Source organism: Neobacillus sp. Fa239 (assembly GCF_055395235.1).
Genome location: NZ_AP041611.1, coordinates 3,543,797 through 3,563,724, shown reverse-complemented (window position 1 = coordinate 3,563,724; position 19,928 = coordinate 3,543,797). Strand labels below are relative to the sequence as shown.

The 19,928-nt window shown below is 42.6% G+C and carries 15 protein-coding genes and 3 rRNA genes; 14 read left to right on the top strand and 4 right to left on the bottom strand.

The window, feature by feature from the left end:
* Positions 1 to 33: 33 nt before the first annotated feature.
* The 5 genes from ACZ5XR_RS17325 (at position 34) to ACZ5XR_RS17305 (ending at position 4,070) form a co-directional block, all read left to right on the top strand.
* Positions 34 to 645, top strand: a complete 612-nt coding sequence (locus tag ACZ5XR_RS17325; protein ID WP_464497572.1) for a TetR/AcrR family transcriptional regulator — start codon at positions 34 to 36, stop codon at positions 643 to 645.
* Between the two features lie 156 nt (positions 646 to 801).
* A complete protein-coding gene (locus tag ACZ5XR_RS17320; protein WP_464497571.1) occupies positions 802 to 1,299 on the top strand; it encodes a hypothetical protein in 498 nt (165 codons plus the stop codon).
* Positions 1,300 to 1,372: 73 nt separating this feature from the next.
* Positions 1,373 to 2,611: an MFS transporter gene (locus ACZ5XR_RS17315; RefSeq protein ID WP_464497569.1), complete on the top strand. Its 1,239-nt coding sequence runs from the start codon at positions 1,373 to 1,375 to the stop codon at positions 2,609 to 2,611.
* Positions 2,595 to 3,491 (top strand): GNAT family N-acetyltransferase, encoded by an 897-nt coding sequence (locus ACZ5XR_RS17310; protein WP_464497568.1) that lies wholly within the window; start codon positions 2,595 to 2,597, stop codon positions 3,489 to 3,491. The genes ACZ5XR_RS17315 and ACZ5XR_RS17310 overlap by 17 nt, the downstream gene beginning before the upstream one ends.
* Positions 3,492 to 3,530: 39 nt before the next feature.
* On the top strand, positions 3,531 to 4,070 hold the full coding sequence (locus tag ACZ5XR_RS17305; RefSeq protein ID WP_464497567.1) for a GNAT family N-acetyltransferase: 540 nt from the start codon (positions 3,531 to 3,533) through the stop codon (positions 4,068 to 4,070).
* A 76-nt stretch (positions 4,071 to 4,146) separates the two neighbouring features.
* On the opposite strand, the gene ACZ5XR_RS17300 is transcribed toward ACZ5XR_RS17305, so the two are convergent.
* From ACZ5XR_RS17300 to ACZ5XR_RS17290, 3 genes are all read right to left on the bottom strand, one after another.
* Positions 4,147 to 4,944, bottom strand: a complete 798-nt coding sequence (locus ACZ5XR_RS17300; protein ID WP_464497566.1) for a GNAT family N-acetyltransferase — start codon at positions 4,942 to 4,944, stop codon at positions 4,147 to 4,149.
* Between the two features lie 100 nt (positions 4,945 to 5,044).
* Positions 5,045 to 5,734, bottom strand: coding sequence for a response regulator (locus tag ACZ5XR_RS17295; RefSeq protein WP_464497565.1), 690 nt, complete (start codon positions 5,732 to 5,734; stop codon positions 5,045 to 5,047).
* A gap of 3 nt (positions 5,735 to 5,737) precedes the next feature.
* Positions 5,738 to 7,330 (bottom strand): ATP-binding protein, encoded by a 1,593-nt coding sequence (locus tag ACZ5XR_RS17290; protein ID WP_464497564.1) that lies wholly within the window; start codon positions 7,328 to 7,330, stop codon positions 5,738 to 5,740.
* 291 nt (positions 7,331 to 7,621) lie between these two features.
* Here ACZ5XR_RS17290 and ACZ5XR_RS17285 point away from each other — a divergent pair, with 291 nt between their 5' ends.
* From ACZ5XR_RS17285 to ACZ5XR_RS17270, 4 genes are all read left to right on the top strand, one after another.
* Positions 7,622 to 8,449: an ABC transporter ATP-binding protein gene (locus ACZ5XR_RS17285; protein ID WP_464497563.1), complete on the top strand. Its 828-nt coding sequence runs from the start codon at positions 7,622 to 7,624 to the stop codon at positions 8,447 to 8,449.
* Positions 8,412 to 9,269, top strand: coding sequence for an ABC transporter permease (locus tag ACZ5XR_RS17280; protein WP_464497562.1), 858 nt, complete (start codon positions 8,412 to 8,414; stop codon positions 9,267 to 9,269). The genes ACZ5XR_RS17285 and ACZ5XR_RS17280 overlap by 38 nt, the downstream gene beginning before the upstream one ends.
* An 18-nt stretch (positions 9,270 to 9,287) precedes the next feature.
* Positions 9,288 to 10,352, top strand: coding sequence for an ABC transporter substrate-binding protein (locus tag ACZ5XR_RS17275; protein ID WP_464497561.1), 1,065 nt, complete (start codon positions 9,288 to 9,290; stop codon positions 10,350 to 10,352).
* A 134-nt stretch (positions 10,353 to 10,486) separates the two neighbouring features.
* Positions 10,487 to 11,218 (top strand): DsbA family oxidoreductase, encoded by a 732-nt coding sequence (locus ACZ5XR_RS17270; protein WP_464497559.1) that lies wholly within the window; start codon positions 10,487 to 10,489, stop codon positions 11,216 to 11,218.
* A gap of 97 nt (positions 11,219 to 11,315) precedes the next feature.
* Here the strand turns inward: ACZ5XR_RS17270 and ACZ5XR_RS17265 are convergent, their stop codons facing one another.
* Positions 11,316 to 12,392 carry a Gfo/Idh/MocA family protein gene (locus ACZ5XR_RS17265; protein ID WP_464497558.1) on the bottom strand — a complete coding sequence of 359 codons (1,077 nt, stop codon included), beginning with the start codon at positions 12,390 to 12,392 and terminating at the stop codon, positions 11,316 to 11,318.
* 397 nt (positions 12,393 to 12,789) lie between these two features.
* On the opposite strand from ACZ5XR_RS17265, the gene ACZ5XR_RS17260 reads away from it, so the two are divergent.
* From ACZ5XR_RS17260 to ACZ5XR_RS17240, 5 genes are all read left to right on the top strand, one after another.
* A 16S ribosomal RNA gene (locus ACZ5XR_RS17260) occupies positions 12,790 to 14,388 on the top strand.
* Positions 14,389 to 14,585: 197 nt separating this feature from the next.
* Positions 14,586 to 17,523, top strand: a 23S ribosomal RNA gene (locus ACZ5XR_RS17255).
* Between the two features lie 195 nt (positions 17,524 to 17,718).
* Positions 17,719 to 17,835: ribosomal RNA gene (rrf, locus tag ACZ5XR_RS17250) — 5S ribosomal RNA — on the top strand.
* The 16S, 23S and 5S rRNA genes sit together here, the layout of an rRNA operon.
* A 180-nt stretch (positions 17,836 to 18,015) precedes the next feature.
* Complete coding sequence (locus ACZ5XR_RS17245) at positions 18,016 to 18,843, top strand: dienelactone hydrolase family protein (RefSeq protein WP_464497557.1); 828 nt, start codon at positions 18,016 to 18,018, stop codon at positions 18,841 to 18,843.
* 148 nt (positions 18,844 to 18,991) lie between these two features.
* Positions 18,992 to 19,921, top strand: coding sequence for a DUF1835 domain-containing protein (locus ACZ5XR_RS17240; RefSeq protein WP_464497555.1), 930 nt, complete (start codon positions 18,992 to 18,994; stop codon positions 19,919 to 19,921).
* Positions 19,922 to 19,928 lie beyond the last annotated feature (7 nt).

Sequence of the window (19,928 nt, the reverse complement as noted above, 5' to 3'; positions counted from 1 at the left end):
TTTAGTCATTTTCACAGAGAAGGAGTATTTTCTATGCCTAAGGTTTCAGAAGAATATAAAGAACGAAGAAGAGTTAGTATTATGGAAAGTGCAATGAAATGCTTTGGTGAAAAAGGATATCATTTAACGACGATGGATGATATCGTTTCCTATTCAAATATGAGTAAGGGTCTAATCTACAACTATTTTAAAAGTAAGGAAGAACTGTACATATCTTTAATGGACGAACGTAGTAAAAGGAGTCTTGAGCAACTCAATAATCAATTTCAGCATATTCCTTCAGCAAAAGATAAGTTAAGAGAATTTTTTCGAATTTATCAGGAGGCATCATTAACAGAAGAATGGCGAAGTTTTGTCCGTGTCCAATTGGAGTTTTGGATTAATTCATCCATGCAGGATCATTTGCGTGAACTTATGAATACTCGGTATAAACAACAATTCCGTGCTTTTCTATCTGAAATTATTGAACAAGGGAAAAAAAGTGGAGAATTTAAACCTGATGTGCAGGTAGAAATCGTGGCAAGCCTGTGTTGGTCCTTTATCGATGGGATTTGTCTGCACTATACCGTACTTTGGGAAGATTATGCCTACAAAGAGCACTTTAAAGTAACAGAAGAGATGGTCATGAATTATATTTTAGTCTAATGATCATGATAGAAGTCAGTTGCGTAGAAAACTGGCTTTTTTTAATTGAAATTTTTTAAAAATTATTACTATACATTTTTGAAAACGGAGACTATAATGATTTATATAAACTGTATAGTCAGTTTTATTTAAATAAATAAAATTGGGGGTATATAAATGAAAAAGAATATGGTCTTACTTCCTGCATTAGTCATGACGTTAAGTCTTACAGCTTGTTCAACAACCAATCAGAGTAACAGTGAAAAAAAAGTGGTAAAGGCAGCAGCTCCAACGGACTTAAAGCGTCCATTGGTAGATTTCTACACGGAAATTACGAAACAAATTAATGAAAAGGATGCGGCGCTGAATACGTACGAAGCAAGCGACAAACCAACAAAACAAATGATGACAGAAGCAAGCGCCTCTGCTGCTGATGTCTCTATCCAAATTACTCAAATTAAAATTCCGTCCGCATTAAACGGACAAAAGGATCAATTGGAATCTGCGCTTAAGGATATTGCTAATTCCTATTCAGCAAAAGCAGAGGAGTTAAAAAAGTCTGCACCAATGCTTGACGCTGCCAATGCAACTTTTGCGAAAGGTGCTGATGAACTGGGTAAGGTTTATGAGGAAAATAATCTTTTTAAACCGGACCTCTCAAAGGCAGTAAATTAATTCGTTAGCAAGGAGTCGAGGTTGTTTTATTGTAGATAATAAAAAACCAATCGCGAGCAAGGGGAATGGGAGAATGGGGAAAAAATATTATTTCTTATACACGAAAGCGCTCTCTGAAGTAGGAAATATGATGGAAATGATGGTTATGAATGCCGTCATATTTTCCTTAACCAAAAGCGCAACATGGTTAGCCGCTGTATTAGCTTCGAGAGTATTGGGCGGGGTTATCTCCAGTTTATTTTCAGGAGTCCTCGCGGATCGTTATAACCGGCGCCGGTTAATGATAAACAGTGATATTGTCAGAGGTATTTCTGTCCTCATTCTCTGCCTATCGCCTTCCCCAATCATGTTTATTGTCGTTGCTTTTGCATTGGGGGCTTTTGGCACCTTTTTTCAGGTAAGCTTTAGCGCGGAAATCCCCCAAATTTTTGGTGATGAAAGAATTCTTGAAATAAATGCTTTCATTTCAAGATTGAGTGCAATAAGTATGGTCGTTGGTTTTTTAGCCTCAGCGTGTCTCTCAAATATAGTGAATTACCGGGTAATGATCCTTCTTGATTCGTTTTCCTTTTCTCTTTCGGCCTTTGTTTTGGTTTATTATAAATGGGAAAATGCTGCAACAGGAAACGGGATCCCAACGTGGAAACTTTTGATGATCGATGTTAAGGAGGTCATGGGCTCTTTATCCAGAAATAGATTGCTCCTGTTCATTTTTATCGTGTTTTTATTCCAAACCTTTGCAGCCAGCTCACAAAATGTCGGAATTCCTCTTTTGGCTGAAGAAATATCTCCGGACCACTTAGCCTTTTATCAGGGAATGATTTGGGGATTTTGGGGTTTAGGAAGTGTATTATCAACATGGCTGATTCCAAAATTGAGTTGGTTAAAACGGAATTTTCACTTTATTTATTTAGGATTCTCTTTAATGGCATCGGCAGGATTTATTCTTTTATTATCTAATAAGATAATAGTGGTCATCTTCATCTTTTCATTTTTCACTGGAATGTTTGACGCAGGGAGCAGTACATATTTTTCTACCATTGTTCAGCAAACGGAAAATGACATCCGCGGGCGAATATTTGGTGTTGCCAACCTGCTAAGAGGACTAGGGTTTACCTTTGGGTTTGTGGCTGCAACAATTTTGTTGAAATGGATTGAAATGCCGCATTTAGTTTGGTTGTTTCATGGTGGCATGATCGGGATGATTGTTTTTATTTCTTTCTATCTTTCTGTTAAAAAAACAACCTATTTCCAGCAATATTCGGATTTGGAACTATCAAAGGGAGGTTTTATGAATGGAGACAACAAATGAAAAAGTAAGAGGGATTGTTGACGGAAGTAAAATTCAATATCAAAGAGGCTCCGAAGTAGAGGAGAAATTCATCCATCAAGCATTTCAAGATGGATTTTCAGATTATATCGTTAAATTTGAGTTTACTAAAGAGGATTTTATTAGCCGTTTTTTTGGTCCTGAAGGGAATGGGAAAGAACACTCCTTTATCGCCTTTTATGAGGATGTACCAGTAGGTGTTATTCTCGGCGGGATTAAAAATTATGAAACCATAAAAACTATGAGATGTGGAACATTAGCGATTAGCCCTAATTTTAGAGGTACTGGAGTCAGCCAAAGGCTTTTTGAATTGCATAAGGAAGAGGCAGTTAAACAAGGCTGTCAGCAGCTATTTCTTGAAGTGATTGTAGGCAATGATCGAGCCATCAACTTTTATAAAAAGCTGGGGTATGAAAAGATTTATGATATTGTTTATTTTTCTAATGGGGATTTATCTCTTCTTAAAGAGTATCAATCAAATATCGAAATTGATATTAAGGAAATTGCCTTTAATGATTTCAGAAATAGCATTCAGAAATGGACCTATCACATTAATTGGCAGAATGATATCGAATTTCTCGAAAAACTGACAAATAATACTTATTACGGAGCATTTCAAAACGGTAAATTAGTGGGAACCATCTCCATTAATTCCAATGGGAACATCAGCTTTTTAATGGTTGATAAGGATGTTCGGGGGAAGGGGATTGGAACACTATTGTTACAATCTGCTTATAAAAATCTTCAATTATCTAAAATGTCGACAGGATTCCCTAATAATAGTTTACTAGAAGGATTTTTCAAGAAGAAGGGCTTTACGAAAGGTACCCTTGCACAGTATGAAATGTATTTAACCATTTAATTGCAAAATATTAATTGCTCTTAGAAAGGAAGAAGAGCTGTGACATTTAACCAAATAAAACCGTTATTAACCGAAAGACTAATTTTAAGAATGTTTGACCCGGTGAATGATCTTGATCGATATTCCGCTATTCTGGGCCAAAAAGATGTTGGTAAGTGGCTTCCAAAGCGCGATGCATACAGTTATGAAGAATCTGCATCCATGATAAAATTCTTTATGGATCAATGGGATAGAAATGGATTTGGGGCTTGGGCGTTAACGACAAAAGATGGAACACTCTTGGGTCATATGGGGTTAAACCTTATCCAGGATTTTAATGAAGTGGAAGTTTTATATGCCCTTGGAGAAGAAGGGTGGGGACAAGGATTTGCTACAGAAGGTGCTCAAGCCTCTGTAAAATTTGCTTTTGAACAGTTAGGCTGTGAGAAGCTAATTGGATTAACTAAACCAGATAATAAGGCATCCCAACATGTTTTAGAAAAATTGGGGATGAAACACACTAAAGACATCATTTGGAGAGGGATGGATTTATTTTACTTTGAGCTTTTTCAACATGAATATAAACGGGAAGATGGGTAAGCAAGGATTAAAAGATCAATGAATCATAAGAAAAAGCATCGGTTTGTTTTGATGGCCGATGCTTTTTTTCGATCGTTTATTCGAAGAAATACTGTTTCATTTCACCGTAAGCTTGAAAACCCAGCTTTTCATATAGTCGTATACCTGCAGGTGTCGCATGGAGAATAACCGTTTGGTAGCCATCCTGTTTTACATCTAAAAGCAGGCTAGTCATTATTTCCATTCCAATTCCTTTCCCTTGGAATTTAGGTAATGTTGCGACATTGTAAATCCCCGCAATCCCATTATTATAAAATACTGTTGCCGCCCCTACGGCTTTATCACCGATATAACCGATATAATTCACAATATTTTGGCCCTGCTTCGCTATTATTTTGGTGACAGGCACCTTTATTTCATCAGGAATTCCAAATGTGGTGCACGTACATTCTGCAATCTGGCTCGCATCAAAATCATTTTTTAATGTTTGAACTGTAAGCTCCGGAAGGCGCTCAGAGAATGGTTCGAATTCGTCGAGATCAATGGCCATCAGGGTGGTGCTTTGAAATTTCTGCCCGCCATTTTTCATTAATAGTGTCTCGATGTCTTTTGGTTTGTCATGATCCCATAGCCGCCATAGGAAAGGGGTCCTTCTTTTTTTGTATTCTTTTCGTATGGATTTTACAAACCCCTTACAATTATATTCCACATTAGTTTTTAGGACGTTGTTAAACAATGGATGTGGGAATGAGGATGTAACTCGAAAGCATTCGTCATCCTCGATGACTTGAAAGGCGTCAGTATAGTTACTCCATTTTCTCATAATATCAACCATATTTTCTTGTGTAAGCTGAATTACCTCTTGGTCTCTCAAATGGGCCAAGGAAAGCGTCATCAAGATATTCCCCCTAAATTTAAGTCTAATAATGGATATGTATAGGAAATATCTTTAGAACATAACCTCGGTAACACTATTTGGAATTTTTAAAAAATTTTTAGTTTGCCATTCTATATAACCTTAGGGGCCTCCCGACTGTCCCGTATTGCTGTTCTTCAATCAATTCCTGTTCGTCAACAAGATAGGTTAGATAGGTACGAGTTGTTGAAAGGCTTATTCCGGCCAATTTGGCAATTTGATCGGCACTTAACGGACCCTCGGATTGGTTGAGAACTTTCTTTATTTTCTCTAAGGTCCGCAAATCGATTCCTTTTTGATTGAGCGGTAGAGAAGTAGACTCTGAGATTCTCAGTTTTTTCAAATCATTGACCGTGTCTTGATCGAGTTGGCTAGAAGCAGAAAGTCTGGTTTTGAATATGGCATATTTTAATAGTGCGTTCTGCAGCTGGTTCAGGTCAAAGGGTTTGATCAGGTAGTCAATAATGCCAAATCGAAAGCCCTCCTCGACAATCTCAAGCTCTTTAGCAGCCGTAATTAAAATCACATCGCAGCGTTTATTTTGTAAACGAATGGTTCTTAATAATTCAATCCCGGAGTTATCCGGAAGATACACGTCCAAAAGAAGCAAATCTGGTTTCACCTGTTCCAGCATTGTCAAAGCTTCTTCATAGTTATGGGCGGTACCTGCTAATTGATAGCCTTTTTGTGAAGCTATAAATTTCCCGTGCAGTTTTGCAATCATAAAATCATCATCCACAACGAGGACGCGCAATAATTTACTACTCATCTATTAACCCTCCATCCTTGGTAAACTAACCTGTAATGTCGCCCCTTCAGAAGAAGAATGCATGAAGATCCTTCCTCCCAATCTTGAAACCAAACGGGCAACAAGAGCAAGACCAAAACCACGGCCAACACCTTTAGTCGTCCCGCCATCTTCAAAAATTTGATCGCCCAGTTCAGGAGCAATTCCCGGGCCATTATCACTCACTTCAATAGAAATTTGATCTGTTTCCTCTTTAATATGTACCATAATGGCAGCCGTATTTTCCTCTCTTTTCATCGTTTTAATAGCCTCCATTGCATTTTCAATCGCATTTCCAAGGATGGTAAGTACCGTTTCACGGTGGGCACAAAGCTCAGAGACACTGGAATGATCAGTTATGGAAAGCTGAACACCAAGCTCTTTAGCCCGATGCATTTTCCCAATTAAAACACCTACAACAGCAGGGTCGCGAACCTTTGTAAGGAAAAAGTTAAGGACATTTTGCTGCTCGCAATGGACCTCCTCAATAACATCTTTAACCATTTCATATTCCTTCATCTGAATCAAGCCAGAAATTAAATGAAGTTTGTTCATAAATTCATGGCGCTGACTCCTTAGCGTATCGACGTACTGGCCAATATCAGCCAATCTTTGGTCCAACTGGTCAAGATGCAGCTTGTCCCGAAAACTGGCCACTGCTCCTATTACTTCTCCATTAAGTTTTACGGGTATTCGATTCACTACAACTAATGAATTACCGACAATCATAGGCTGATCATAATGTGCTGTTCCATCATTAATGACCTCTATGAGCCTTGAAGTGGGAAGAATGGAGTAAATAGCTTTCCCAATTGGTTCACCAAATTCCTCTGGTAATATACTTTTTGCCTCCCTATTAAAGGTAGTAATCATTCCCCTCGTATCGACCGCAATGATTCCCTCTCGAATAGATTCAAGAATCGCTGCCTGCTGCTGGCTAAGAAAAGCTATTTCGTGCGGCTCAAGGTTTAAAATTTGCTTTTTTATATGACCAGAGAGGAGAAACGCACCAATTAACCCGACAATTAAAGCAACTGCCCCAATGCTGATAATTTCGATAATTAATGATGTGAGTTTTTTCCAGATGTTCTGCATGAGGAAGCCGACAGATACGATACCGATTTGATGGTGCTGACCGTCAAATATAGGATATTTTCCACGAATGGAGAGGCCGAGAGTCCCCTTCGCTTGGGTAATACTGCCATGACCAAGGAGAACGCTTTTGTCATCATCACCAACCATATGCTTGCCAATTTTTGTGGAATCCGGATGACTGTATCGAATTAAGTTCATGTTTGCAACCACAATAAACTGGGCACCCATTTTCATACGAATACTTTCTGCGATCGGCTGGATCTTCGAAGAGGGATCAGGATCTTTAAAGGCTTGAATAACTTCTGGTAGTCCCGCTACCGTTTTTGCAGCGGCCAAAGCATTTGTCCCCATTTCATCGTATTCCCTGTGTACCATAATAAACGACAATGTTCCAATAAACAGGACAAGGACAAAAAGGAGATTTAATAAAATCAGGCCATTAATTTTTGTACGAAGCTTCATAGGAGATTGTTTACTTTTCATTTTTATCACACATCCTTGACGGCTAAAAGAGTTAATATATATTGTTTTGGAAATTTTCAGAAAAATATTCCTCCTCTTATTCTAAGATAAAACCCAGAGAAGCGTCTATATTAAAATAGTTTTTTTGCCGTTGGGAAAATCGTTTAAATTGATTTTATTGTTTTTATGAAACATATCGAGTAAATATTTTCATAATGTTTGGAATTTTCTATAATCAAATTTGTAAACGTTATCAAAATAAAGAAATGGGGGAATCAAGTGGGTGCTGTGGAGAAAAAGGTGTACCAGGCTATGACACATCCGAAGCCAGCCATGATGGAGTTAAGAGGAGTGACGAAAGAATTTATAAAACCCTCTGGAGAAGTTCATACCGTTTTACGCAATATTAATTTGAAAATAAACAAAGGAGAATTTGTTTCAATTGTTGGACCAACCGGCTGTGGGAAATCAACGACCTTAAGTTTAATTGCAGGCTTTGAACCACCTTCAGAAGGGGAAGTTATTATTTCAGGCGAAAAATTGGCAGGAATTAATCCCCGTGCGGCCTGTGTATTCCAAACCGAAAATGCTTTTCCTTGGAAAACGGTCATTGATAATGTTTCTTTAGGTCTTCGCTTAAGAGGAATGAATAAAAAAGAAGCTTATGATGAAGCGCGAAAATGGATTGCACGAGTTGGATTAAAAGGGTTTGAAGGGCATTATCCGTCACAGCTTTCTGGCGGTATGAGGAAACGGGTAGCATTAGCTCAAAGCTTAATTGTCCAGCCGGAAATTCTATTAATGGACGAGTCGTTTTCAGCGCTTGATGTGCACACAAGACATTTAATGGAAAATGAATTGCTGCGGATCTGGGAAGAGACTTCTGCTTCCGTCTTTTTTATCACTCACGATTTGGAAGAAGCCATCGCTTTGAGTGACCGGGTTATTGTTCTAACTGCAGGACCTGGGGCAACGATCAAGGGGGATTACCGGATTGACTTGCCAAGGCCTCGAAATGTTGCAGAAATTAGTTTTGACCCTGCATTTATGAGAATTCATAAACAAATTTGGGAAGATTTGAAAGACGAGGTGATGATCAGTTATGAAAACGCAACCAAACTCCATTCCAAGTCCAGCTAATGTTGAAGTGGTTTCAAGAAGAGAAGAGATGCGAAGGAAAGCGTTAAAGCTGCGTATTCGCAATTTAAGTCTTCAGCTCTCCGTGTTTATCGTCATTATGGGAGTCTGGCAGTATTTATCCAGCCAAAAGCTAATTGATACGTTCTTTTTCTCAAGTCCATTTGATATCGTGAAGCATATTTGGGCATGGGTGGTCAACGGAACAACGGCTGGTCCACTTTATAAACAATTTTTGGTTACCTTTGAGGAAACAATTCTTTCTTTTATTTTGGGAGGGGTTGCGGGAATTATTTTCGGTTATGCCTTAGGGGTCAATGAACTGCTGTCAGTTATCCTGGGTCCCTATATAAAAATGATCAATGCCATTCCGCGGGTAGTACTCGTGCCGATTTTTATATTATGGTTTGGACTTGGCATGTCTTCCAAGGTTGCTTCCGGTTTAGTGCTAACATTTTTCATTGTGTTCTTTAATGCCTTTCAAGGTGTACGGGAAGTGGATCGCAATCTTGTAAACAATGCACGACTGTTGGGGGCAAGCAAGCGACAATTAGCACGTCATGTTATCATTCCCTCCGCACTTACATGGATTTTATCCAGTTTGCATTCGAGCTTTGGTTTTGCCTTGATTGGGGCTGTGGTAGGGGAATTTATCGGCGCCACGGAAGGACTTGGGTACTTAATCGCCCAGGCTCAAGGTGCTTTTGATACGACAGGAGTTTTTGCTGGTATGGTTATTTTGTCCATTACCGCGCTGATTGCGGATTGGGGAGTCACAAAGCTCGAGAAACGGTTTATTGCATGGCGGCATATCCGTCAATAAAAATAAGGGGGAAAATATATGAACAAAACAGTGAAAAGATTGAGTGCAGGAGTTTCCGGAGTAGCGATTGCAGCCATGGTGTTATCGGGCTGTTCCTCCAATTCGTCGACTTCAGTATCAGGAAAAGCAAATGACACCGGCGGTACAACGGCATCTGGATCGCCAAGGGTATCGATCATGGTTGGCGGACTGGAGAAAATTATTTACTTGCCTTATATGCTGGCCGATAAGCTGGGCTATTACAAGGATGCCGGAGTTACTGTAACCCTTGTTGAGGAGAGTGCCGGGCAGGATGCAGAGCTGGCCCTTTTAGCGGGACAGGTGGATGGAGCAGGAGGATTTTATGATCATACCCTTGATTTACAGACAAAAGGGAAAAAGGTTGAAGCAGTTGTCACAATGGCCGACGTTCCTGGCGAGCAGCTGATGGTGTCCAATCGATTAAAGAATAAAGTGAAAACATTAGCTGATTTGAAAGGGCTAACGATAGGGGTAACCGGATTGGGATCCTCGACAAATATGCTCGCAAGCTATAACGTTGTAAAAGGCGGAAATAAGGAAAGCGATTATAAACCATTGCCGGTTGGTGCAGGACAGACATTGATTGCAGCGATGCAAAATAATCGGATTGACGCGGCTGTAACCAGTGAACCAACAGCATCCTTACTAAAAAATAAAAATTTGGCCTTCACCTTTGTGGATATGAACTCTAAAGAAGGCACGGAAAAAGCATTAGGCGGAAGATATGCTGCTACAAGTCTTTATATGAATCAGGATTTTGTGAAAAAGAATCCTGAGGTTGTCCAAAAATTGGCAAATGCTTATGTAAGAACCTTAAAGTGGATGAGCACTCATACACCAGAAGAAATTGCCGATAAAATGCCTGAAGAATATTATGCAGGGGATAAAGCTCTTTATATTCAAGCACTTAAGGGCCAGCTTCCGATGTTTACAACGGACGGAAAAATGCCAGCAGGTGTACCGGAAAATGTACAAAAGATTCTTTCCGCCTTTAAACCTGATGTGAAAAATGTCGATCTTAGCCAAACCTACACGAATGACTTTGTAGATAAAGCGAAATAAGAACCTTTGAACCGGGATTCCGCATTAAGTGGGATCCCGGTTTTAATTTGCTTGGAATCCCATTGAGCAACATGAATTAGGTTTCAAGCTCTTTATGGTAGTATAGAGGTAATTGAGAAAAACGAGGTGTTCACATGAAAATTGAAGTATGGTCAGATTTTGTTTGTCCATTTTGTTATATAGGGAAGCGCCGTCTAGAGGAAGCACTGGCTCAATTTCCTCAGAGAGATCAGATAGAGGTGGAGTTTAAAAGCTTTGAGCTTGACCCCAATTCGCCCAAAAATATAGGGAAAAATATTCACGAGGTCCTTGCTGCGAAGTATGGGATGAGTCTTGAACAAGCGAAAAAGGCAAATCAAAATGTCGGTCAGCAGGCAGCAAGCGTCGGTTTGACCTTCCATTTTGATACGATGAAGCCGACAAATACTTTTGACGCACATCGTTTGGCTAAATTTGCTAAATCCCATGGCAAGGAAGCTGTAGTAACTGAAAAACTGCTTTTTGCTTACTTTACGGAGTCTCGGGACATCGGTGACCTTGAAACATTGGCTGATATTGCAGCAGAGGCAGGGCTTGATCACCAAGAAGCGTTGATTTTACTTCAAAATCAAGGTGAGTATGCAAATGATGTCCGAATTGATGAGTCCGTGGCACAGCAATATGGGATTAGCGGTGTGCCTTATTTTGTTATTAATTCAAAATATGCGATTTCAGGTGCACAGCCAACGCAAACCTTTGTTGGCGCGCTTCATCAAGTTTGGCAAGAAGAGTCTGCGGCACCAGTCTTGCAAAATCTTTCAACTGATAATCCGGAAGCGGCAGGTTGTGCGGATGGAAGCTGTGCCGTTCCAGACCCAAATAAATAATTTTAGATAAACGCTGTTTTGGATTCTTATTTTTGACCTTCAAATAAATAAACTTAATAATAGAAAAACTCCAGGTTTAGATGCCTGGAGTTTTTTATCATTTCACTTCAATTTTTCTGCCTTCACGTGCGGACAAGCGGATGGCGTCAAGTACCGCTTGCGTGGATTGACCATTCTTGAAATCAGCCAGATATGGATGTTTTTTACCCGAATTAAGTGTTTCATATAAGGCATCCAAAGCTCGATAGAAGCCGTTATAGTATCGTGCAGCAACCGCAGACATTTCGACAGGCGCTTTGATGTCTGGGACGAGCTCCACTTTTTCAAGAGGTTCATCGCCTAAAGAGAGGAAGACTTGCTCATCATCTACCATTGTAAGAGTTCCTTCCGTTCCAAATACCTCCAACCGCCAGCTGTTCGCTGCTTTACGCGCAGCTGATAACAGCTCCATCGTAACAGTCGCACCATTGGCTAATTTGCCAACGACTTGGAATGCGTCATCGGCCGTACGGTGTTCAACATTGCCAGCAGCAGCAGTTTGCACAGGAATATGTACAGGTAGATTGGCAAATACTTCGGTAAATTTGCTGTTTGTCCACCATTGCAGGGAATCTGTCATATGGGAACCAATCGCCCCAAGCATCCCGCCGCCTTTTTCCTCAAGGCCAAGCCAGCCGCGTGCCTTTGAGGTCAACGCATTAAAGTTTGACATGCATGCCAAATAGCGGATATGAAGGATTTTACCAAGGCTAACACTATCGAGAACTTCCTTCACTTTTGTTCGGGCAGGCAGAAATCGGAATTCGTGATTAATTACACCAAGCTTATCTGCTTTGTCTCTGGCAGAAATCATTGCTTCTGCTTCAGCTGCATTTAATGCCATTGGCTTTTCACAAACAACATGAATTCCTTTTTCAAAAGCGGCTTCTACCATTTCTTTATGCAAAAACACCGCTGAAGCGACAACCACTACATCAAGCTGTTCCTCTTCAAGCATTTGTCTCCAATCAGTATAGACCATGTCTATGCCACTTACCGTTCTTGCTTCTTCAATATTTCCCCTTGAAACACTCGCCACTGCCACAACATCGAAGCCTTCGTGGAAATCCATCATCGGTGCATGTACGCGAGCACCAAAGCCAGTTCCGATAATTCCAGTTCTGAATTTTTTCATGATATCGCCTCACAATCAATCATTATATGTTTATATTAAAACGTACAATCGAATAATGCGAATTTTATGGATAGTTAAAATATTATTATAAAATATTATTATAAAATTTTATTAATAGATTGGAAAAAAATACATGTTTGAACGGAGCCGCACCGTGTTATTCTATTAAAGTTCTCTCGAAAATGTTAACGACCAAATATTTGAATTTAAATATTCATTTAATAGTGTTGACAAATTGATGAGATAAGTAGTATGATATTTTTTGTTGTTTCTGAAATGAAACAAGAAACGCATCATATTGTTCTTTGAAAACTAAACAAACAAGACGTGTAACAATCAATAATATTCGTTTCTTAATTGAAACGAAGCCAACGTAACATTTTTGAGCTAATCAACTTTCTTGGAGAGTTTGATCCTGGCTCAGGACGAACGCTGGCGGCGTGCCTAATACATGCAAGTCGAGCGAATCAATGGGAGCTTGCTCTCTTTGGTTAGCGGCGGACGGGTGAGTAACACGTGGGCAACCTGCCTGTAAGACTGGGATAACACCGGGAAACCGGTGCTAATACCGGATAATCCTTTTCCTCTCATGAGGAAAAGCTGAAAGACGGTTTCGGCTGTCACTTACAGATGGGCCCGCGGCGCATTAGCTAGTTGGTGAGGTAACGGCTCACCAAGGCGACGATGCGTAGCCGACCTGAGAGGGTGATCGGCCACACTGGGACTGAGACACGGCCCAGACTCCTACGGGAGGCAGCAGTAGGGAATCTTCCGCAATGGACGAAAGTCTGACGGAGCAACGCCGCGTGAGCGATGAAGGCCTTCGGGTCGTAAAGCTCTGTTGTTAGGGAAGAACAAGTACCGGAGTCACTGCCGGTACCTTGACGGTACCTGACCAGAAAGCCACGGCTAACTACGTGCCAGCAGCCGCGGTAATACGTAGGTGGCAAGCGTTGTCCGGAATTATTGGGCGTAAAGCGCGCGCAGGCGGTCCTTTAAGTCTGATGTGAAAGCCCACGGCTCAACCGTGGAGGGTCATTGGAAACTGGGGGACTTGAGTGCAGAAGAGGAAAGCGGAATTCCACGTGTAGCGGTGAAATGCGTAGAGATGTGGAGGAACACCAGTGGCGAAGGCGGCTTTCTGGTCTGTAACTGACGCTGAGGCGCGAAAGCGTGGGGAGCAAACAGGATTAGATACCCTGGTAGTCCACGCCGTAAACGATGAGTGCTAAGTGTTAGAGGGTTTCCGCCCTTTAGTGCTGCAGCTAACGCATTAAGCACTCCGCCTGGGGAGTACGGCCGCAAGGCTGAAACTCAAAGGAATTGACGGGGGCCCGCACAAGCGGTGGAGCATGTGGTTTAATTCGAAGCAACGCGAAGAACCTTACCAGGTCTTGACATCCTCTGACAACCCTAGAGATAGGGCTTTCCCCTTCGGGGGACAGAGTGACAGGTGGTGCATGGTTGTCGTCAGCTCGTGTCGTGAGATGTTGGGTTAAGTCCCGCAACGAGCGCAACCCTTGATCTTAGTTGCCAGCATTCAGTTGGGCACTCTAAGGTGACTGCCGGTGACAAACCGGAGGAAGGTGGGGATGACGTCAAATCATCATGCCCCTTATGACCTGGGCTACACACGTGCTACAATGGATGGTACAAAGGGCTGCAAAACCGCGAGGTTGAGCCAATCCCATAAAACCATTCTCAGTTCGGATTGTAGGCTGCAACTCGCCTACATGAAGCCGGAATCGCTAGTAATCGCGGATCAGCATGCCGCGGTGAATACGTTCCCGGGCCTTGTACACACCGCCCGTCACACCACGAGAGTTTGTAACACCCGAAGTCGGTGGGGTAACCTGGGGCAAAACTTAACATCTTATTGTATTTATAGGAAGTTAAGTTTTGTCCTAGGAGCCAGCCGCCTAAGGTGGGACAGATGATTGGGGTGAAGTCGTAACAAGGTAGCCGTATCGGAAGGTGCGGCTGGATCACCTCCTTTCTAAGGATATAAGCTGGACATAAGAGCCAGACAAGTTTCACGTTCTTTGTTTGTTTAGTTTTGAGAGAGCAATTCTCTCAGAGCTTTTTTTATTCGTTCTTTGAAAACTAGATAATCGTAATGAAGAAGTCAAGTAAAACATCGAGTTAATCGCCATTTTAGTTTTTCTCTCTATTTAATTAGAGGTAAACCTTTTAGGTTAAGTTAGAAAGGGCGCACGGTGAATGCCTTGGCACTAGGAGCCGATGAAGGACGGGACTAACACCGATATGCTTCGGGGAGCTGTAAGTAAGCTTTGATCCGGAGATTTCCGAATGGGGGAACCCACTGCTCGTAATGGAGCAGTATCTTTATCTGAATACATAGGATATTGAAGGCAGACCCGGGGAACTGAAACATCTAAGTACCCGGAGGAAGAGAAAGCAAACGCGATTCCCTGAGTAGCGGCGAGCGAAACGGGAACAGCCCAAACCGAAAGGCTTGCCTTTCGGGGTTGTAGGACACTCAACATGGAGTTACAAAGGAACGGGGTAGATGAAGCGATCTGGAAAGGTCCGTCATAGAAGGTAAAAGCCCTGTAGTTGAAACTTCGTTCCCTCCTGAGTGGATCCTGAGTACGGCCGGACACGTGAAATCCGGTCGGAAGCAGGGAGGACCATCTCCCAAGGCTAAATACTCCCTAGTGACCGATAGTGAACCAGTACCGTGAGGGAAAGGTGAAAAGCACCCCGGAAGGGGAGTGAAATAGTTCCTGAAACCGTGTGCCTACAAGTAGTCAAAGCCCGTTAATGGGTAATGGCGTGCCTTTTGTAGAATGAACCGGCGAGTTACGATCCCATGCAAGGTTAAGTTGAAGAGACGGAGCCGCAGCGAAAGCGAGTCTGAATAGGGCGTATTTTAGTATGTGGTCGTAGACCCGAAACCAGGTGATCTACCCATGTCCAGGGTGAAGTCCAGGTAACACTGGATGGAGGCCCGAACCGACGCACGTTGAAAAGTGCGCGGATGAGGTGTGGGTAGCGGAGAAATTCCAATCGAACTTGGAGATAGCTGGTTCTCTCCGAAATAGCTTTAGGGCTAGCCTCACGTTGTTAGAGTCTTGGAGGTAGAGCACTGTTTGGACTAGGGGCCCTCATCGGGTTACCGAATTCAGACAAACTCCGAATGCCAAAGACTTATCCGTGGGAGTCAGACTGCGAGTGATAAGATCCGTAGTCAAAAGGGAAACAGCCCAGACCACCAGCTAAGGTCCCAAAGTATACGTTAAGTGGAAAAGGATGTGGAGTTGCTTAGACAACCAGGATGTTGGCTTAGAAGCAGCCACCATTTAAAGAGTGCGTAATAGCTCACTGGTCGAGTGACTCTGCGCCGAAAATGTACCGGGGCTAAACGTATCACCGAAGCTGTGGATTGACACCATTAGGTGTCAGTGGTAGGAGAGCGTTCTAAGGGCGTTGAAGCCAGACTGTAAGGACTGGTGGAGCGCTTAGAAGTGAGAATGCCGGTATGAGTAGCGAAAGATGAGTGAGAATCTCATCCACCGAATGCCTAAGGTTTCCTGAGGAAGGCTCGTCCGCTCAGGGTTAGTCGGGACCTAAGCCGAGGCCGAAAGGCGTAGGCGATGGACAACAGGTTGATATTCCTGTACCACCTCTTTATCGTTTGAGCAACGGGGGGACGCAGGAGGATAGGGTAATCGCACTGCTGGATATGTGCGTGTAAGCAGTTAGGCTGGTGAATAGGAAAATCCGTTCACCGCGAAGGCTGAGCTGTGATGCCGAGGGAAATAGAGTACCGAAGTTCCTGATTCCACACTGCCAAGAAAAGCCTCTAGCGAGATGAAAGGTGCCCGTACCGCAAACCGACACAGGTAGGCGAGGAGAGAATCCTAAGGTGAGCGAGAGAACTCTCGTTAAGGAACTCGGCAAAATGACCCCGTAACTTCGGGAGAAGGGGTGCTCATTGAGGTGAATAGCCTCGATGAGCCGCAGTGAATAGGCCCAGGCGACTGTTTAGCAAAAACACAGGTCTCTGCGAAGCCGCAAGGCGAAGTATAGGGGCTGACGCCTGCCCGGTGCTGGAAGGTTAAGAGGAGGGGTTAGCGTAAGCGAAGCTCTGAATCGAAGCCCCAGTAAACGGCGGCCGTAACTATAACGGTCCTAAGGTAGCGAAATTCCTTGTCGGGTAAGTTCCGACCCGCACGAAAGGCGTAACGATCTGGGCACTGTCTCAACGAGAGACTCGGTGAAATTATAGTACCTGTGAAGATGCAGGTTACCCGCGACAGGACGGAAAGACCCCATGGAGCTTTACTGTAGCCTGATATTGAATTTTGGTACAGCTTGTACAGGATAGGTAGGAGCCTGAGATGCCGGAGCGCCAGCTTCGGTGGAGGCGTCGGTGGGATACTACCCTGGCTGTATTGAAATTCTAACCCGCACCCCTCATCGGGGTGGGAGACAGTGTCAGGTGGGCAGTTTGACTGGGGCGGTCGCCTCCTAAAGAGTAACGGAGGCGCCCAAAGGTTCCCTCAGAATGGTTGGAAATCATTCGCAGAGTGTAAAGGCATAAGGGAGCTTGACTGCGAGACCTACAAGTCGAGCAGGGACGAAAGTCGGGCTTAGTGATCCGGTGGTTCCGCATGGAAGGGCCATCGCTCAACGGATAAAAGCTACCCTGGGGATAACAGGCTTATCTCCCCCAAGAGTCCACATCGACGGGGAGGTTTGGCACCTCGATGTCGGCTCATCGCATCCTGGGGCTGTAGTCGGTCCCAAGGGTTGGGCTGTTCGCCCATTAAAGCGGTACGCGAGCTGGGTTCAGAACGTCGTGAGACAGTTCGGTCCCTATCCGTCGTGGGCGCAGGAAATTTGAGAGGAGCTGTCCTTAGTACGAGAGGACCGGGATGGACGCACCGCTGGTGTACCAGTTGTCTTGCCAAAGGCATCGCTGGGTAGCTATGTGCGGACGGGATAAGTGCTGAAAGCATCTAAGCATGAAGCCCCCCTCAAGATGAGATTTCCCATAGCGTCAAGCTAGTAAGATCCCTGAAAGATGATCAGGTTGATAGGTCAGAGGTGGAAGCGTGGCAACATGTGGAGCTGACTGATACTAATCGATCGAGGACTTAACCAAATAGAAAAGCGGAGGCGACTGTTCAACTTCGAGAGACGTTGGAGAGCCGGCACTGCAAATCCTGCTTTTTGGATTTGTAGGGACGGATTGAAACGGCCGAGAAGTTAGGAGCCGAATCTAGACAGATTACCTCGTTTTTACGAAAACTTCTTCTGTATTATCTAGTTTTGAGGGAATGATCTCTCAAGTAAATAGTCTGGCAATAATGGTGAGAAGGTCACACCCGTTCCCATCCCGAACACGGAAGTTAAGCTTCTCAGCGCCGATGGTAGTTGGGGGCTGTCCCCCTGTGAGAGTAGGACGTTGCCAGGCAAAAAGGAAGACAACCTGTAATGGGTTGTCTTTTTGTATCTGTGAAGATATAGTGGCAAATGAATCTGCCATAGTGCAAAATTGAACAAACATAAGTATCGAAATAAAGCGAAGATTAAGTAAAATATGTTACTATGTTATTGGAAGAAGCTAGTAATCTAAATTGAAGGGTGTGTTTGCATGCCGATACATGCTGAATGGATGACGTTTTCTGGAAGTAAAGGTAATTGTAGAGCTTATGTTGCAGCACTTGAGAATGTAAGGGAACCCCAGCCTACTGTATTAATTATTCAAGAAATCTGGGGGGTGGATACTCACATCCAAGATGTCACCCAAAGGTTTGCTGCAGCTGGATATGTGGCCATCGCTTCTGATCTTTTTGCGGAAAACGGCGTTTGTCGTGATGAACTTAAGCAGGAAAGACTTAGTGAGGCAAAGAACTTTCTTCATTCAATTCCCCATACAGCATGGTTCAACCCACAGGAACGTGAAAGCGCTATATTGAATCAGCCATACGAAAAGCAGGCTGAGCTTCGAACCACATTGGAATCGCTTTTCGGACTCCTGAGTCCAGACAAATCAGTTAATATGATTGATATTCTAATGGATTCAGCCGCTTTTGCAAGAAACACATTTGAAAAATCTAAAGGTATGCCAGTATCTTCAATTGGATTTTGCATGGGGGGATTGCTGTCTGCAGTACTGGCAACCAGAGATCCGCAACATGCTGGTTCGATTGTTTTTTATGGCCGTCCACCCCAGCAGGGGATTGCTGATATTCAGTGTCCAGTCATTGGCTTTTATGGCGGGCAAGATCCAAACATAACAGATTTAGTGCCTAAATTAAAAGAGGAAATGGAGAAGTACGGAAAGTCCTTTGATGTGACTATATATCCAAATGCTAAACATGCATTCTTTAACGATACGAATCCTACCTATAATGTCAATTATTCTCGCGATGCATTTGCAAGATCACTCGTCTTTTTAAATCAAGTAACATCTAAATGATTTTATGGACAAGTTATTCAATCGGAAATGGTAATCCCCATTTTCGATAGAATAATTGAGAAAACAAAACTTGGGCTGTTAGGCAGTCCAAGTTTTATTTGAAAGATAACAAAGATTGAAAGTATTAAATAGGGGATGGAGGAAGTTGATGATTCACATCGTGAACGGGGATATAGTGGGAAGTAAGCTTGTTAACCTTCCGGGCGAAGTTCTTGTTTGGAGAGAAATGTACGATTTGGGGCCATTTTCAAAAGATTGGTCGATGGAAGAATGGATTGAACAGCGCGCTTTCTTTTTCGAAAACAAATTAGCTATTCCAAGTTCGTTTTTTATTAAAAATAGTGAAGAACAAAATCGGTATCTGGAAGGAATTAATAGAGATGAAGAGCTTGTTCTTTGGTTTGAACATGACCGATATGATCAGACTATGCTAATGTATTTACTAAACGAGCTTGCAAAAAAGGAATTCTCAAACATTTCCATGGTGACGATTGATCAGTATCCTGGGATTGTGCCTTTTCATGGACTTGGACAATTGACATCATCACAATTAGAAGAACTTTTTTATAAAAAGAAAAGACCGATTTTCGCTGATGAAATAGATGAAGCAATTACTGGATGGAATGCCTATACATCTCACAATCCAAGAAATTTAGAAAAATGGCTTGGAACCACTAAAAAGAAGCTGCCATTTCTTAAACAAGCCTTACAAAATCACCTGAGTTATTTCCCATCATTAAGTTCAAAATTAAATGAAGTGGAAGAGATGTGCGTAAACCAATTGAAAGAAAATCCATGCTCCTTTTGGCAATTATTTCAATATATAAGTGAACGTAGAACAGGTGATGGATTAAGTGATTTCCATTTAGCTGCCATATTAAATGAGCTTATGAGCGGCGAAGCTCCATTAATAGTGTCCGATAAGCCATTACCAAATTATCTAGACCCCAAAATCAATCCAAATCTACAGCTAATGAATGGGGATAAGAGATTTGAACGGGATTGGTGGGTTGGCGGAGTCAATCTTAAAGATAACCAATGGTTTCTGGATGAAAAAGGGCATTTATTCCTCACTTGAATTTTTC